The organism is Mesocryomonas lacus, assembly GCF_055730105.2.
Genome location: NZ_JBUZWF020000001.1, coordinates 630,944 through 644,581, shown reverse-complemented (window position 1 = coordinate 644,581; position 13,638 = coordinate 630,944). Strand labels below are relative to the sequence as shown.

Genomic DNA, 13,638 nt, shown 5'->3' with positions numbered 1-13,638 from the left:
ATCCCATGCCCGCATCCGAAACCGCCACGCCTCGCCGCGTCGACGTCAATCTCTACGATATGAAAATTGGCATCTGGCAGGACAACCCGAACGACCCGACGTTTCGCACCGACGTCTTCGACGGCCTGCTGCGGCAGATGAAGCGGCGCGGCTGGAAGGTGACGGCCGACCCGGAGGTTCTGAAACACCATCGCTGCATCAGCTCGAACTTCCGCCTGGCTGCAGGGGCAGAGCTTCGGGCGGAGATCAGGATCAGCGGCCGGGTGGTCGAGCTCGAGTTCTGGGCCGAGACCTGGCCGCTCGATAACCGGAACGGGCAGAGGTACGACTTCAACAAGCTCCAGCGCCTCGGCTACCTGAACCGCCTTCGCTTCGAACTGGAACGCCGCCGCATTCTTGACTGGCTGGCAACGATCGCGACTGTCGCCAAGGTCAAGGCACCATCGAAATACATTGGTCCCGGTTTCGGGCGGGCGACCGCGATGGAAGCCGTCGAGCGCAGTTGGTCGGAAAGCTGGCACAGCGACAAGGAGCTTGGGCGTCCGGTCTGTAAAACTGCCAGCTATGCCAACTCGGGCGACGGTGGACGGATAGAGCACGGTGCCACCGTCTGGTTCATCGGACGCGACCGGCGCATTCGGCGCGGCAAGGCGTTCTATCACATCAATAACATGTGGTTCGTCGTCGGTGGCCGGTACGAGCTGCACAATCTCGCGTGCCACGAGATTTTCTGCCACCTACCAGAGGACCTGCGCCAGAAGCGGAATGGCCGCCAGCGGCGGGTGAAATTGGAAAGCCTGCTGACGGCCGCCATTCTCGCCATGGACTTCCGCCGCGCCGAGTTGCTGCGTCAGATCCTGTTCGGCGACGAGCCGGTCTTCATGATCTGGTCGCGCGACAACTCCGCTTGGTACCGGTCGAACTGTTCCGGCTACACGACCGAGACGGTCGCTGCGGGCCGCTACACACGCGCCGAGGCCGAGCGCGAAGTCCGCCGCGTGCCGCACATCCTCAGCCTCGTCGGGGCCGACGGCGTGCATGTCCGCTTCGATCAGGAAGAGAGGGCGGCGGCATGATGACCCTCGAGGAGATCAACGCCGCCCACCGTTGCACGATGGGTCACCTGCAGAAACAGCTGCCGCCCGGCTTCGTGTCGTCCGACGTCATGGTTGTCCTCGCCGGCATGGTAGCCGAGGCGATCATCAACCTGTCGCCGGCCGACAAGCGCAACGGCATGGCGATCGTTTTCAGCGCGCTTGTGATCGACCGGCTGGAATGCCTTGAGCCGCCGGAGGTGGCCACAGCATGACCCCCTTCACCGCCATAGCGACACTCGCCGCCGGCGTCGGCCTGCTGATCGGAGGGATCTCGGTTCTCGTCCAGGCAGCGCGGCCGCTCCCGCCCGGCGTAGCGGTCATTTCCTTCGGCTCCATCACCGGTGGCGCCGCATGCCTCGCCCTCTTCATCGCGGTGGTTTCCCATGGCTGACAAGACCTCGATCGAGTGGACCGACGCCACCTGGAACCCGATCACCGGCTGCCAGGTGGTCTCGCCTGGCTGCACCAACTGCTATGCCATGCGCCTCGCCGGCACCCGGCTGAAGCACATCGCCTCGCGCATCGGCTTGACGCGAGACAGCAAGGCGGGCCCGGTCTGGACGGGGGAGGTGCGTTTCAACGAAGAGTGGCTCACCCAGCCGCTAAAGATGCGCAACCCGCGGATGATCTTCGTCTGCGCGCACGGCGATCTCTTCGCCGAGGGAGTGCCCGATGCCTGGATCGACCAGGTCTTCGCCGTCATGTCGCTGGCGCCCCGGCACACCTTCCAGGTGCTGACGAAGCGTGCGGAGCGGATGCGGGGCTACCTGACGCACCCGATGGTAAAGCCTCGGATTGCGATGGCGATGGCCGCTTTTACGGCTAAGGGGTCGATCGACGGCATGGTGCGCGGGAGCGACATGGTCAGTCGGATGGATACTGGCGAGGCGTGGCCACTGCCGAACGTCTGGCTCGGCGTCTCGGCCGAGGATCAACGCTGGGCCGACGAGCGCGTGCCGATCCTGCGCGACGCGCCCGCGGCCGTGCGCTGGGTCAGCGCCGAGCCGTTGCTGGGACCGATCGACTTTAGCGCTTACCTCGACGGCGAGGAGAAACACGGGATGGTCGGTCAGATGACCGGCTACATTCCGGGCATCGACTGGATAGTGGTCGGCGGCGAGAGCGGTACCAGCGCCCGGCCGATGCACCCGGCATGGGCGGGGTCCATCCACGATCAATGCGCCCGCGTCGGTACCGCCTTCCTGTTCAAGCAATGGGGCGAATGGATGCCGACGTCGCATCCGCGCGAGGAAGGCGACATTCTGCTTTGGCCGAACGGCCGCACCGACTGCACGAGCGCGAACGAAGGGGGCGGCGCAGGCTGGCCCATGAAGCGCGTGGGCAAGAAAGCCGCCGGCCGCGTCCTCAATGGCGTTCAGCACGACGGCTACCCCGCCTGCGACGAGGTAATTTTCTGATGCCCGATATCAACCCATCGCCGCGGTCCTCGCCGGCCGGCGCCTGCCGATGACCAGCGAGGCCCAGCTGCAGGCCGAGAGCCTCGACGCTTTCGTCGAGGCTGGCGTCGAGCACGTCCACAGCGACGAGTCCCGGCTGAAAAAGCTGGCGGCCCAATACCTGCAGGAGAGAGAAGATGCCTGACGATGTCCGATTGCACATCTATGTCGGGGAGGACACGGCGCCTGCCGACAGCACGGTCGCAGCCGACGAGCTTCGCGCCTTTATCGAACGCATCGAGCGTCTCGAGGAGGAGAAGAAGACGATCGCCGAGGACATCAAGGAGGTCTACGGCGAGGCAAAGGGCAGGGGTTACGACACCAAAGTCATCAGGAAGATCGTCGGCATTCGGAAGCAGGATGCGAACGAGCGCGCCGAGATGGATGCGATCCTCGAGCTCTACCTCCAAGCACTGGGAATGACTTGATGGCTCGCCGTAGAGGTGTCTCGGCCATGGCCAGACCCCGACGTTGGCGGAAGAGTGCAGGCCGAGGTCTGCTGGAAGACGGCAGTTGATCCCTGGACATTCAAGTGGTCCTGTCCGTCAGGACTTACCCTTCCCGCCGGTGTTGCCCTTGCCAACGGCATTGCCGCTGGCGTTGCCGTTGCCGCCGGCATTGCCGTTACCGCCGGCGTTGCCATTGCCATTGCCATTGCCGCCGGCGTTGCTGTTGCCGCCGGCGTTGCTGTTGCCGCCGGCGTTGCTGTTGCCGCCGGCGTTGCTGTTGCCGTTGCCATTGCCGCCGGCGTTGCCGTTGCCATTGCCGCCGGTGTTGCCGTTGCCGTTGCCATTGCCGCCGGCGTTGCCGCCGGTGTTGCCGTTGCCATTGCCGCCGGCGTTGCCGTTGCCATTGCCGCCGGTGTTGCCGTTGCCATTGCCGCCGGCGTTGCCGTTGCCATTGCCGCCGGTGTTGCCGTTGCCATTGCCGCCGGCGTTGCCATTGCCATTGCCGCCGGTGTTGCCGCCGGCGTTGCCATTGCCGCCGGCGTTGCCGTTGCCATTGCCGCCGGCGTTGCCGTTGCCATTGCCGCCGGTGTTGCCGTTGCCATTGCCGCCGGCGTTGCCATTGCCATTGCCGCCGGCGTTGCCGTTGCCGTTGCCGCCGGCGTTGCCATTGCCGCCGGCGTTGCCGTTGCCATTGCCGCCGTTCCCGCCAGGCTTGTCGCTGCCGCCAGGTTTGTTGCCGTTTCCTTTATCCTTCCCGTCGTTACCGCCCGGTTCGTCGCCGCCGTTTTTGCCCTTGTCGCCACCCGACTTGCCATTGCCGCCCTTGCCGTCGTCACCGGTGCCGTCGCTTTCGCTGCGGCCGTCACTGTTGTTGCTATCGTCCGAACGCGCGGAGGATGCCTGCGCGCCCCGGTTGTCAGACGTCGCGGTCGACGCCGCGGCCCCCGCATCGGCGGTCGACGCCTCGGTGTTGCCGACCCGAGCTTCGGCGCTGAATTCCTTCATGGTCATACCCGCCGGCGCCACGGACGGCGAGGAAGGCGTGCCCTTCGCCACTGCAGGCGCGTTCACGCCGCCGGTCCTTAGGCCGCCCTTCGCGGTGGCAACGCTGGCATTCTGCCCGGCGCCGACGGCGGCTGTCTGACCCGTCCGCAGATCGCTGACCTGAACCAGACCGCGGATGACCCCGATGTTTGTGTTCGCCCTAGCAACGCTGACCGTGAACTTCGTGCCTTTCACGACGGCTGCCATGTACGGCGTCTGCACGGTGAAGTGGGGCTGCTTCCGCTTCTCGATGTCGAATTCGATGCTGCCGGCCTTCTGCCTGACCTCCGTCTTCGCGCTGAAGAAGGATTTCGGGACGACCGCCGCCACGCTGTTCGGCATCAAGGTCATCACATTGTTCTCGCTGACGAGACGCACGCGGCTATTCGGTCCCGTCGCGATCGTCAGACCCTCGGCGATCTTCATCTCCCGCTTGATCTCGAAGCGCTCTTTCGACTGCGAGATGGCATAGGCGGTGCCTGAGATGCGATCGACCGACCATTCTCTGGCCGCACCAACGCTGACGGTGAAAATCGAGCTTATAAGCGTAAAAAGAAAGATGAGAATTTTAAGCATGTTTATCCGCCAGTGCGAGTTTGGCGTTAGAATAAGGGTGTCCAGCTAAGGATCGCTTAATCCGCACTGTTAATACTTGCTGTGGGTCACGTTACGTAGTGCTTGGACCCACTGGTTTTGAAGCAGGAATCCAAATCAGGCTCCCTGAGGAGACTGGGATATGAGCGATCTGTTTTGGCTGCTACCGGCTGAGTAGATGACGCTGGCCTGTTGCCGGCGCTGGTCAGTCCGGGGTGCGCGCCGGCTAGACTCCTTCCAACTGTGTATGCTTCACACTTCGCATGACCGCGATTAACGATACCCATCCGCACACCATCACCGACGTCGCTGAGAAGCTCGGCGTCACGCACCGCGCGCTGCGGTTCTACGAGGGAATTCACCTAGTTTCGCCTAAGCGCATATCGCGCGGGCGCCGCCTATACAGCGATGCTGATCTGGCCGGCCTGCAGAAGATCACGCACCTAGCCCACCTTGGCTTCTCGCTTGTCGAGGTGAAGCAGCTGCTGAACGCCCGGTCGGAAGATCAGATTGTTGGGGCGCTACACCGGCGGCGCGATGAGATCTCCGCGGAGATTGAGCACCTCCAGCGAGTTCTGGGCGACATATCAGACGATATCGCTGCAGCGCGTGTGCGGTAAGATGCAGCCGCTGCTGCCGGCGCCGTCCAGTCCGCAGCGAGCACCAGCTAGATTCCATCCAAACGGGGCCGGGGGCCTCCAAACATTGTAATTTACATATTCCAACCTTGATTTTGGAAAATTGACGGCCATAATGGTGGAGGTGAAAACGGAGCACGATCGATGCCTCTGCCCCTCGAAGACCATGTCCGCGCAGTACTTCTCGAGCGAGACCGCGGCCGAAAATTTCATGCCGCGCTCGGCGAGAGCTTTCTCGAATTTAATGAAGCCTATCCTGAGCGGCATCGATGGGTGCGAAAAGCGACCTCCCGGAATGTCTACTGGGAATCTGTCGTTCGAAAGTTTCGCCAGATCGCTGCAGAGGATGACGGGATTGAACTGATCGAGCACGCCGACACCGTGTCATTGATTATCGAGGACGAAGTGCTCCTGCGGCTCAAGCACGCTGATGTTGGTCTGGTAACCCGGAATGTGCCGACCGGCGACGCCTTGGACTTCGATCGACATGAGGTCGATCTGTTCGGGCGAACTGGTCTACAGCGCGTCCGTCTCTGCTACGTGCTTAACGAGTTTGAGACTGAGATGCACTGGATCGGCGTTGCCGCCCACAACGTTGGTCGCTTCCTTTGGAAGATTGAACTGAGCGATACGGGCATTGTCGAGGCGCCTGTTCGGTTGCCACTCGAAGCACCGGAAGTCGATACCACCCGGTTGGTCAGCGTTAAGAAAGTCGCTTCGGATACGGAGCGCACGAACAAGAAAGATTCCGGTGCGACATGACACAGATTTTCAACCGCGAACTGCTGCTGACGGCGCGGCAGTTTCGCGGGAAAAGTCAGGCTGAGGTAGCTTCTGAAGCTGGCCTCGACCAGGGAAACTACTCGCGCCTGGAACGGGGGCTATTGAACGGTCCTCCGTCAGAGAGTGCGTTGAGCGCGATTTCGGAGGTGCTCGGCTTTCCGCTGTCGTTTTTCTATCAGCGCGAGGATATCTCGGGGCTGCCCCTCAGCGTGCACGATCCATTCTGGCGCAAACGAGCTACGGTAAGTGCGACGGACTTGAAGAGGCTGCATGCCGAACTCAATCTCCGCATCATCCATGTGCGCAGATATCTCGAGGCCGTTGACCTCAATGCCGACCTTCCCCTTCCAAGGATGGACGCGGAGGACATGGGTGGCGCTGGTAAGGTTGCAGCGGCAATACGCCGTGCATGGTCAATTCCCGATGGGCCAGTTGGCAATCTAACTTCTTACTGCGAGCGTGCAGGGATTCTGGTGATCCATTGTGATTTCGTCGAGAAGATCGATGGTATGACGATGCGCGTGCGAGGTCTCCCGCCCCTCATCTTCTTGAACCGCAACACGCCTGCCGATCGAATGAGGCATTCACTTGCTCATGAACTCGGGCACCTGATTATGCATACAATCCCAACTGAGCAAATGGAGGATGAGGCGGATACGTTTGCAGGAGAGCTGCTTGCACCAGTCGCGCAGGTAAGAGCCGACGTTATCGGAGGCAAAATTACGCTTGAGCGCCTTGTGCAGCTGAAAATGTATTGGAAGGTTTCTGTCGCTTCTCTGCTATATAAGCTCGGAAAGGCAGGTTTCCTAACGCCAAATCAGTCAACATATCTTTGGAAGCAGATTAGTGCGCGCGGCTGGCGCACCCGTGAGCCAGAAGAAACACAGTTCGCAGCTGAGCCCCCAAAACTCTATAACCACATCATTGAACTGCATTTTACTGAGATGGGGTACACGAGTATTGATCTGCAGAACTTGCTGCATACATCCGAAAATGATTTGTTGACGCTCTATGGTATTAAGCCGTCCGAAGCTCCGCAGAGGCGTTTGCGATTGGTGAAGTAGGTTTCCCCAATCTACAAATGTTAATATTACCGATCAGCATAACGGAATAAGCAGAAATGTCGGATAACAAAGAGGCCCATCCGCGGTTTGTAAGTATCAATTCTGGAAACCGAGTTTCGCTGGACGACGGAACTGTTTGGCGAGTGGGAACTGCATATGGTGACATGGTGCGTAGATGGAAGGTTGGTGCTCAAATAGCGATTAACGAAGATCCATCATTACACTGGCACATAAGGCTCATGAATTTGCAGAGTGGGGAAACAGCAAATGCTCTTCCCTCAGGTAACCCTTAAAAACCTGATGAGAAGGCCTGCCCGGCAGAAGCGGAGCGCGCCTTTAGTTCCGAATGGTCACCCGCCCGACCGGTAGATCGCGACCTTCAGTACCCACTCGAGCTTCTTTTCCAGCGTCGGCCCGCGACCATAGTCGGGTCGATCGAACTTGTGCCCCATCAGATCGGTGTCGATCAGGTCGGGAGCATCGGCATCCGTCAGCCTGTCCTTGAACGAATGGCGCAGCGAGTAGAGAACGTGGTCCGGCGTCTCAAGCAGCCTATTCTCGTCAAGGAACTTGTTCACCGCACCGGAGAGCTGGCCGCCCCTGTCGCGATACTGCCCCTTGCTGTCGAGGATGAGGCGGACGCCATCGATCGATGGCCCAACTAGCGGCAGCACTCGCTCCGAAAACTTCGTCTTCAGCACCCGGCCGCTATAGGCGGCGATCGTGATATGCGGGATCTCCGCGTCCAGGTGGATGTCTTCCGGCCGGAGCCCCGCCAGCTCGGACGGCCGGGCGCCAGTGTTGACCATGCCGAGGACAACGCCACGGGCGCCAGCGTTAAGCCCGTCGAGCGCGCCGGGCGCGAGCAACACCTTTTGGATGTGCTCCTTGCTGAAGGGAGGGCGCGTCGTGCGGTCATTGCTGACGAAGCGCAGCGCGCGAAACCGCCGAGGCAGGTCGAGGTCGTGACGATCGGAGATCATCGCGATCATCTTTCCGATATGGGTGATGTCCTTGTTCGCCGATTCCACCGACAGCTGCTCGTCGATGATCCGCTCGTACCACCAGTCTCGGAACTCGAGCGCATCGGCACGCGAGAAGGACGATATCGCCCGGTCCCCGTTCAGCGCGGTGATGATGTTCTTCGTCGCCCGGGTCAGCGGCAGCCGCCATTTGTGCCGCTGCATGTCCGACATATTGCGGCGCTGCTCTTTCGTCAGGTCCTCGTACGTCTCCACGAGGCGGCTGAACGTCAGCTCGGGCTCTTTGGCCAGGCCAAGCAGGGAAACCGTCGCCGCCTTTTCGTCGGCCGGTGCTTTCGCTTCGGGGTCACGCAGGGCGGCTTTCTGACTGAAGCCAAGCTGCACCAGGCGACGGATGATCTCCTCGTCCGGACCGTCGAGCAGCTTAGTCGCCGGGATGTAGGTGAACCCCTCGACGCGGGCCCGGTCGATCGCGGCCAGGTGTTTCTGCCGAGCGTCCGGATCCTCGCTGCGCGACAGCGTCGTCCAGAACTCTTCGAAGATGGCGTTCAGTCTGTCGCGAGCGATGACCGCCTTGCCGACGTCGTCCGTCTCGCAGGATGCGGTGACGAAACGACGCTGATCAAGGTGCGCGTACCGGGTCGGCACCCGGCGATAATAGTGAAGCCGGTCACCCCGCCACTGTAGCCATTTCGGCAGGGATGATTTCGCCACTGGATTGCCTTGTACGTCGATTTGTATGGCAAAATGACCCGCAAACCGCTGCGCGTCAAGGATCGCGGTCGGCCGTGTAAGCCAGCAAGCCCCGCATTTGCAGGCATTTCAGGCTAATTTTAGAGGTTGGATACTGGCGGAGAGAGGGTCCGCCGACTTAGCGGCCAAGGAAGATCAGAGAAGTCAATTATCGGCAACGATATCATATGTTTATTTCATTCACGTTGTCCAACGCGATCCGTTGATATCTTCCAACATCCGCAATACCATGTGGGGTAATTTGTGGGGTGACGATGGCGAAGCGAACGGGACGACATCCAGATAAGGCGCTTACTGCGGTCCAGGTTCGAAACATAAAGCTACCGGGACGTTACGCTGATGGCAACGGGCTATACCTCGTCGTCGATAAGTCGGGCGCTCGCCGATGGCTGCTACGGGTCACAATACAGGGCAACCGTCGCGACATAGGGCTCGGCGGTGCATCTCTGGTTTCGCTGGCAGAGGCGCGGGAGAAGGCGCTGGAGTTCCGCAAGCTCGCCCGCGAAGGCGGCGATCCCCTCGCTGAGCGTCGTAAGGTGCGCAGGATTATGCCGACCTTTACCGAAGCAGTTGAGCTGGTTCACGCGGAGCACGCGTCGACTTGGAAAAATGCCAAGCATGCTCAGCAGTGGAGGAACACGCTTCAACAGTACGCCTGCCCATTCATCGGCGAAAAGCCGGTTGATAAGATCGACACCCCGGACGTCCTGCTCGTACTTTCTCCGATCTGGCTGACCAAACAGGAGACCGCTCGGCGCGTCAGGCAGAGGATAGGAACAGTGCTCGATTGGGCGAAGGCAGCTGGGCACCGGGACACCGAAAATCCTATCGCCGGTGTTGCCAAGGGCCTTCCCAAGCAGGGAGACAGAAAGAACCACCATTCCGCTTTGCCTTACCAGGAGGTGCCGAAATTCGTGGCGCTCCTGCGGTCGTCGGGCGACGCCGAATTGTCCCGGTTGGCTTTTGAGTTTCTAATCCTCACCGCGGCACGTACAAGCGAAGTGTTGGGAGCGCGGTGGGACGAGATAGACAGTAAGGCCGCGCTGTGGACTGTGCCGGGCGAACGCATGAAAGCAGGGCGCATCCATCGAGTGCCACTAAGCCCGCGCAGTCTGCAAATTGTGGAGAGAGTCGAGGCGCTAGGGGCCGGCAGCGAATACATTTTCCCCGGGCGATCCGGCGACAAGCCGCTGTCGAATATGGTTTTTCTGATGGTGCTCCGCAGGATGAAGGTTACGATAACCGCTCATGGTTTCAGATCATCATTCCGCGATTGGGCGTCTGAGACCACAAATTACCCGCGCGAGGTTGCCGAGGCAGCGCTGGCCCATGAGGTCAGCAACAAGGTAGAAGCTGCATATCGACGTGGCGACCTTCTCGAAAAGCGGCGGGCAATGATGGATCAGTGGTCGCTCTTCGTCGAAGAACCGAGGAACGCCTAATGTCGTTTCGAAAGAAACCCATCCGAACTAGTTTAGCGGCCCCGCGTCCGACGAAGCGTTCAGCTGCGGAGAAGGCACGACTACTTTATGCCTTCCGAGAAAGTCGGGAGCGAGAAGAGCCGGCCGCTGAGGCAGCTGCTGCGCTGGGCGTTTCGCTCTCCACCGCATATCGCTGGATAGCGGACGCCGACAAAATCAGCGCAACACAAACAGTCGACGACAGCCTCAGCAGTGTTAGCGCCGCTATCAGGATACTCTCAGGTTTTGGCGATCAGAGCTGGGAAGCTCGCCTCATGGCAATTTTCCGCTTCGCGGTCTGGCTCAGGTGGCCGACCACAACGGCCTATCACGACGTCGGGGTCGCGTGTTGCCTCACCTCTTATCTGAGCAGGGTGGCATCCACGGACAGCATACTATCTCTGTCAGCCAAACAGCAGGGGCTTATTCATCAGAACATCTCGCTAACCACGCTTTCTCGAATGTGCTCCCCTGAGTTCATCGATTTTCCTACTTTCTCGATCTACAATATCGATGGAAAACCCTTTACTGAAAATGATGTTTTAACCGATGCGGTATGGTTCTTCTTTGCCTTCCGAAATAAGAGCGACGATAAGCGAAAGAACGCCAGCCTTGCCAAATTTCATCAACTTACTCGGAAGAACGCATTTCGCTATAACTGGATTGTTTCAGAGTCGACCTTCAAGAAAAGCTGGTCAAAGGGTGGTGCTGCAGCACCCTTTTGGTATGTCGAGAAGTCGCACAGCAATCTCGACTGGGAGTTCGACCCGATAGCCCCCGGTTTTGTTGAAGCCGTAAATGACCTACTCGGCCACAGCGATCAGGTGGCGGAATACATGGGCCGATGCAAATTTGCCATCGCACATCTGCGAGGCGTCATCGATGCTCGAGCGTGGAGTCGGATGAAATTTCCTAAGTTTCCAGACGAGTTAGAGAAAATGCCTTTCAGCCCACGGCCTCTCCCTCAGCGCACAATCGACAAGCTCGAAGAGGCACTGTACGAGTCGTAAAGCCTAAAAATGCTGTTTAGCATTTGATTTCAATAATGAAAATGTCATCTGAGAATTAACCTGAGTTCGAGGCGCGCCGGCAATCCGGCATCTTCTCCTGGCGGTCAACAGAGACCGCCCAACAAGGAGATGAAAGTGAAAGCGCCTTCATATTTTCCAGCTGAAGCCGCCGCGACCGAAATGCCTCAGCGAGGTGGCTTTGTGCGGCTTAAGGCAATCCTTGCACCCGATGGCCCAATTCCTGTTGGCCGCTCGACGTGGTGGGCAGGCGTCCGCTCCGGCCGCTTCCCCGCTTCCGTAAAGCTCGGCCCCCGCACCACGGCGTGGCGCCGCGAAGACATCGCGAATTTGATCGCTAGCTTCGACGGCTGCAAGTAACCCTCCCCTCGACTGCAAACACGGAATTATTCGGTAACCGAATTTTTCGGAAGGATATTACGATGATGAATCTTATGTCTCCTACTAAGAGAGCGGAGCAGATCGCGATGCTGGGCTCGCTGGAGCAGAACCCCATCAACGCGATGATCGAATGGCGGGAAAGCTTCGGCATCGCTGACAAGGGTTACCACGAAGAATTGTATCGTAAGCTTGCTGGGGTTTACGGCTTCGCCTTGAAGGCGAAGCATGATCCTGATTTAACGAGGAGGTTTTATAGCCTTCCTCAGTGGAATAAGGGAGAGAGAAAGCGACGCAAACCTGAACACATTCTGCGCCATGCAATTCTGTTCTTTTATAAGGCGCCCGCACAAGGGGTTGTCTATGGCCGTGGATGTGCGCACGAAAGAGCACTGAGGCCGTTCTTCGACAAAGAAGTTCCTGCCGAAGATATCTACGACTGCATTCATGCCGGAGGGGGCCTCGAGGAGCTGGCCCGGGTTCAGGCAGCTGCGGCCGCAGCATCTCGCCGTCCGACCCTCATTGCTCCGTCCAGCACAAATGACGGCGACGACGAAGAGGACGCTATTGCCGATGGATCTGGCGCAATGGCCGACAGTGATCCTCCGTCCCATCCCGAGAAGCCGCGACCCAAAACGACGGCCAAGGCCGTCGCCGCCACAAACGATCAAGTCGGCGACAACGGCAATAGCAAGACCTCAAAAGCAAAGTCGTTAAAAATTGATCTCAGTCGATATCTTCTCGTTGAATTGACTGACAAGCAAATGCATCAAGCGACTAATCGGCCGAACGGGACGGGATTTATCCACGTCTCTTACGGAGCTATGCAAGACGAATGGCGCGACGTCAAAGCAATTGATCTGGTCGATGACGAGTAGCCGCTCAGGACTGTATCTCTAAGAAAACATCAAAACAAGCTTCGCCTTCCCCAGATAATCTATAATTTCATATGCCCGGTTTCAGGGAACGGCGAAGCTATGTCTGAAACAAAAATATAAGGACAGGTTCGCAATGATCGTAAAAGACACAGAGAATGATATTCGAAAGCTCAAAAATAAAGGATCTCAACAGATTTGTGCGATCTCCGAATTGCATAGCCATCAGCAGCGCATGCTAAGCCGTTTTGCGAATGCGGGTGTTGAAAGCAGGGTGTGTCGACGTCTGATGAAGTGCCGCCCGACGAAATGCCGACTGGCTGGTTGTTCGGCGGCATGCTGGTTTGGAGATCGGGGGCTTGTGAACAACCTGATTCTGCAGGCCGCTCGGCTTATGAAGCGAACCGGGAAACCGCTGCAGTTCGTCACTGTCATCTATCCCACAAGGTCGTACGATCTGGGCGATCTGAAGTCAGCGAGCCTTAGTGCGATGCAGTTGGCTTTACGTCGGCAGATTAACAAAGCAGGAAACCTCTTCGATGGCGACATCATGTTTGGTTTCTTCGAGGTAGCGTTAGAGAAAGAAGAGAATGGACGGGAGACCTGGAGTTTGCACCTTCACCTCGTCATGGCAACTTGGGCAACTCAGAGAGCGATTGTGGACGCTCTGCGACCGTCCATGCCGGCGTCTGCAGAGGAAACCAGCAATACCAAGCGTCGAAGACCAGTGGTCGTGAAACCAGTAACCCGCCTTCACAATGTGCTAGCTTACAGTAGTAAGAGGGGTCCAGAGTTTAATACCCGGTTTCGTGACCGGCATGGAAACCGCGGTAGCCAGCCCGGACGCATTCCGGTCCAGCACCTAGTCGAACACGATCTCTGGCTTTTGAGCCAGTCTCCAGCAAGCCGTATCTTCATCCGAGGGATGAAGCGATTTCACGGAAAGCTTCACCTCCTCTAAGGGGGCAGTGATAACACCAAATATGAGCAGCTGGTGCCGGGCGGGTCGTTGATGGCCTTGGGTGCCAGCTGCTT

16 protein-coding genes are annotated in these 13,638 nt (G+C 59.0%); 14 read left to right on the top strand and 2 right to left on the bottom strand.

The features are described from left to right. The first annotated feature begins 5 nt into the window (after window positions 1–5). From ACZLZQ_RS02860 to ACZLZQ_RS02835, 6 genes are read left to right on the top strand one after another with little or no spacing between them, the layout of a single operon-like run. A complete protein-coding gene (locus ACZLZQ_RS02860; protein ID WP_472948059.1) occupies window positions 6–1,076 on the top strand; it encodes a hypothetical protein in 1,071 nt (356 codons plus the stop codon). Beyond that, on the top strand, window positions 1,073–1,309 hold the full coding sequence (locus ACZLZQ_RS02855) for a hypothetical protein (RefSeq protein WP_472948058.1): 237 nt from the start codon (window positions 1,073–1,075) through the stop codon (window positions 1,307–1,309). Before ACZLZQ_RS02860 ends, ACZLZQ_RS02855 begins: the two co-directional genes overlap by 4 nt. Beyond that, window positions 1,306–1,488, top strand: a complete 183-nt coding sequence (locus ACZLZQ_RS02850) for a hypothetical protein (protein ID WP_472948057.1) — start codon at window positions 1,306–1,308, stop codon at window positions 1,486–1,488. The genes ACZLZQ_RS02855 and ACZLZQ_RS02850 overlap by 4 nt, the downstream gene beginning before the upstream one ends. Further along, the gene (locus ACZLZQ_RS02845; RefSeq protein WP_472948055.1) at window positions 1,481–2,515 is read left to right on the top strand and encodes a phage Gp37/Gp68 family protein; all 1,035 of its coding nucleotides are present in this window, start codon (window positions 1,481–1,483) and stop codon (window positions 2,513–2,515) included. The genes ACZLZQ_RS02850 and ACZLZQ_RS02845 overlap by 8 nt, the downstream gene beginning before the upstream one ends. Window positions 2,516–2,564: 49 nt before the next feature. Continuing rightward, on the top strand, window positions 2,565–2,699 hold the full coding sequence (locus tag ACZLZQ_RS02840; RefSeq protein WP_472948054.1) for a hypothetical protein: 135 nt from the start codon (window positions 2,565–2,567) through the stop codon (window positions 2,697–2,699). Further along, complete coding sequence (locus tag ACZLZQ_RS02835) at window positions 2,692–2,982, top strand: DUF2312 domain-containing protein (protein ID WP_472948052.1); 291 nt, start codon at window positions 2,692–2,694, stop codon at window positions 2,980–2,982. Before ACZLZQ_RS02840 ends, ACZLZQ_RS02835 begins: the two co-directional genes overlap by 8 nt. A gap of 117 nt (window positions 2,983–3,099) precedes the next feature. Here the strand turns inward: ACZLZQ_RS02835 and ACZLZQ_RS02830 are convergent, their stop codons facing one another. Beyond that, window positions 3,100–4,623 (bottom strand): FecR domain-containing protein, encoded by a 1,524-nt coding sequence (locus ACZLZQ_RS02830; RefSeq protein WP_472948051.1) that lies wholly within the window; start codon window positions 4,621–4,623, stop codon window positions 3,100–3,102. Between the two features lie 281 nt (window positions 4,624–4,904). Between ACZLZQ_RS02830 and ACZLZQ_RS02825 the strand changes: the two genes are divergently transcribed. From ACZLZQ_RS02825 to ACZLZQ_RS02815, 3 genes are all read left to right on the top strand, one after another. Continuing rightward, window positions 4,905–5,261 carry a MerR family transcriptional regulator gene (locus ACZLZQ_RS02825; RefSeq protein WP_472948049.1) on the top strand — a complete coding sequence of 119 codons (357 nt, stop codon included), beginning with the start codon at window positions 4,905–4,907 and terminating at the stop codon, window positions 5,259–5,261. A gap of 162 nt (window positions 5,262–5,423) precedes the next feature. Further along, on the top strand, window positions 5,424–6,041 hold the full coding sequence (locus ACZLZQ_RS02820) for a hypothetical protein (RefSeq protein ID WP_472948047.1): 618 nt from the start codon (window positions 5,424–5,426) through the stop codon (window positions 6,039–6,041). After that, a complete protein-coding gene (locus ACZLZQ_RS02815) occupies window positions 6,038–7,126 on the top strand; it encodes a helix-turn-helix domain-containing protein (protein WP_472948045.1) in 1,089 nt (362 codons plus the stop codon). Before ACZLZQ_RS02820 ends, ACZLZQ_RS02815 begins: the two co-directional genes overlap by 4 nt. Before the next feature lie 350 nt (window positions 7,127–7,476). On the opposite strand, the gene ACZLZQ_RS02810 is transcribed toward ACZLZQ_RS02815, so the two are convergent. Next, window positions 7,477–8,823: a site-specific integrase gene (locus ACZLZQ_RS02810; protein ID WP_472948044.1), complete on the bottom strand. Its 1,347-nt coding sequence runs from the start codon at window positions 8,821–8,823 to the stop codon at window positions 7,477–7,479. A 293-nt stretch (window positions 8,824–9,116) separates the two neighbouring features. Here ACZLZQ_RS02810 and ACZLZQ_RS02805 point away from each other — a divergent pair, with 293 nt between their 5' ends. From ACZLZQ_RS02805 to ACZLZQ_RS02785, 5 genes are all read left to right on the top strand, one after another. Next, on the top strand, window positions 9,117–10,304 hold the full coding sequence (locus ACZLZQ_RS02805) for a tyrosine-type recombinase/integrase (protein WP_472948043.1): 1,188 nt from the start codon (window positions 9,117–9,119) through the stop codon (window positions 10,302–10,304). Beyond that, window positions 10,304–11,332, top strand: a complete 1,029-nt coding sequence (locus ACZLZQ_RS02800) for a helix-turn-helix domain-containing protein (protein WP_472948041.1) — start codon at window positions 10,304–10,306, stop codon at window positions 11,330–11,332. The genes ACZLZQ_RS02805 and ACZLZQ_RS02800 overlap by 1 nt, the downstream gene beginning before the upstream one ends. A gap of 129 nt (window positions 11,333–11,461) precedes the next feature. Beyond that, window positions 11,462–11,710 carry a helix-turn-helix transcriptional regulator gene (locus ACZLZQ_RS02795; protein WP_472948039.1) on the top strand — a complete coding sequence of 83 codons (249 nt, stop codon included), beginning with the start codon at window positions 11,462–11,464 and terminating at the stop codon, window positions 11,708–11,710. 62 nt (window positions 11,711–11,772) lie between these two features. Then, window positions 11,773–12,606 (top strand): hypothetical protein, encoded by an 834-nt coding sequence (locus ACZLZQ_RS02790; RefSeq protein ID WP_472948037.1) that lies wholly within the window; start codon window positions 11,773–11,775, stop codon window positions 12,604–12,606. A gap of 133 nt (window positions 12,607–12,739) precedes the next feature. After that, window positions 12,740–13,564, top strand: coding sequence for a hypothetical protein (locus tag ACZLZQ_RS02785; protein ID WP_472948036.1), 825 nt, complete (start codon window positions 12,740–12,742; stop codon window positions 13,562–13,564). The last annotated feature ends 74 nt before the right edge of the window (window positions 13,565–13,638 follow it).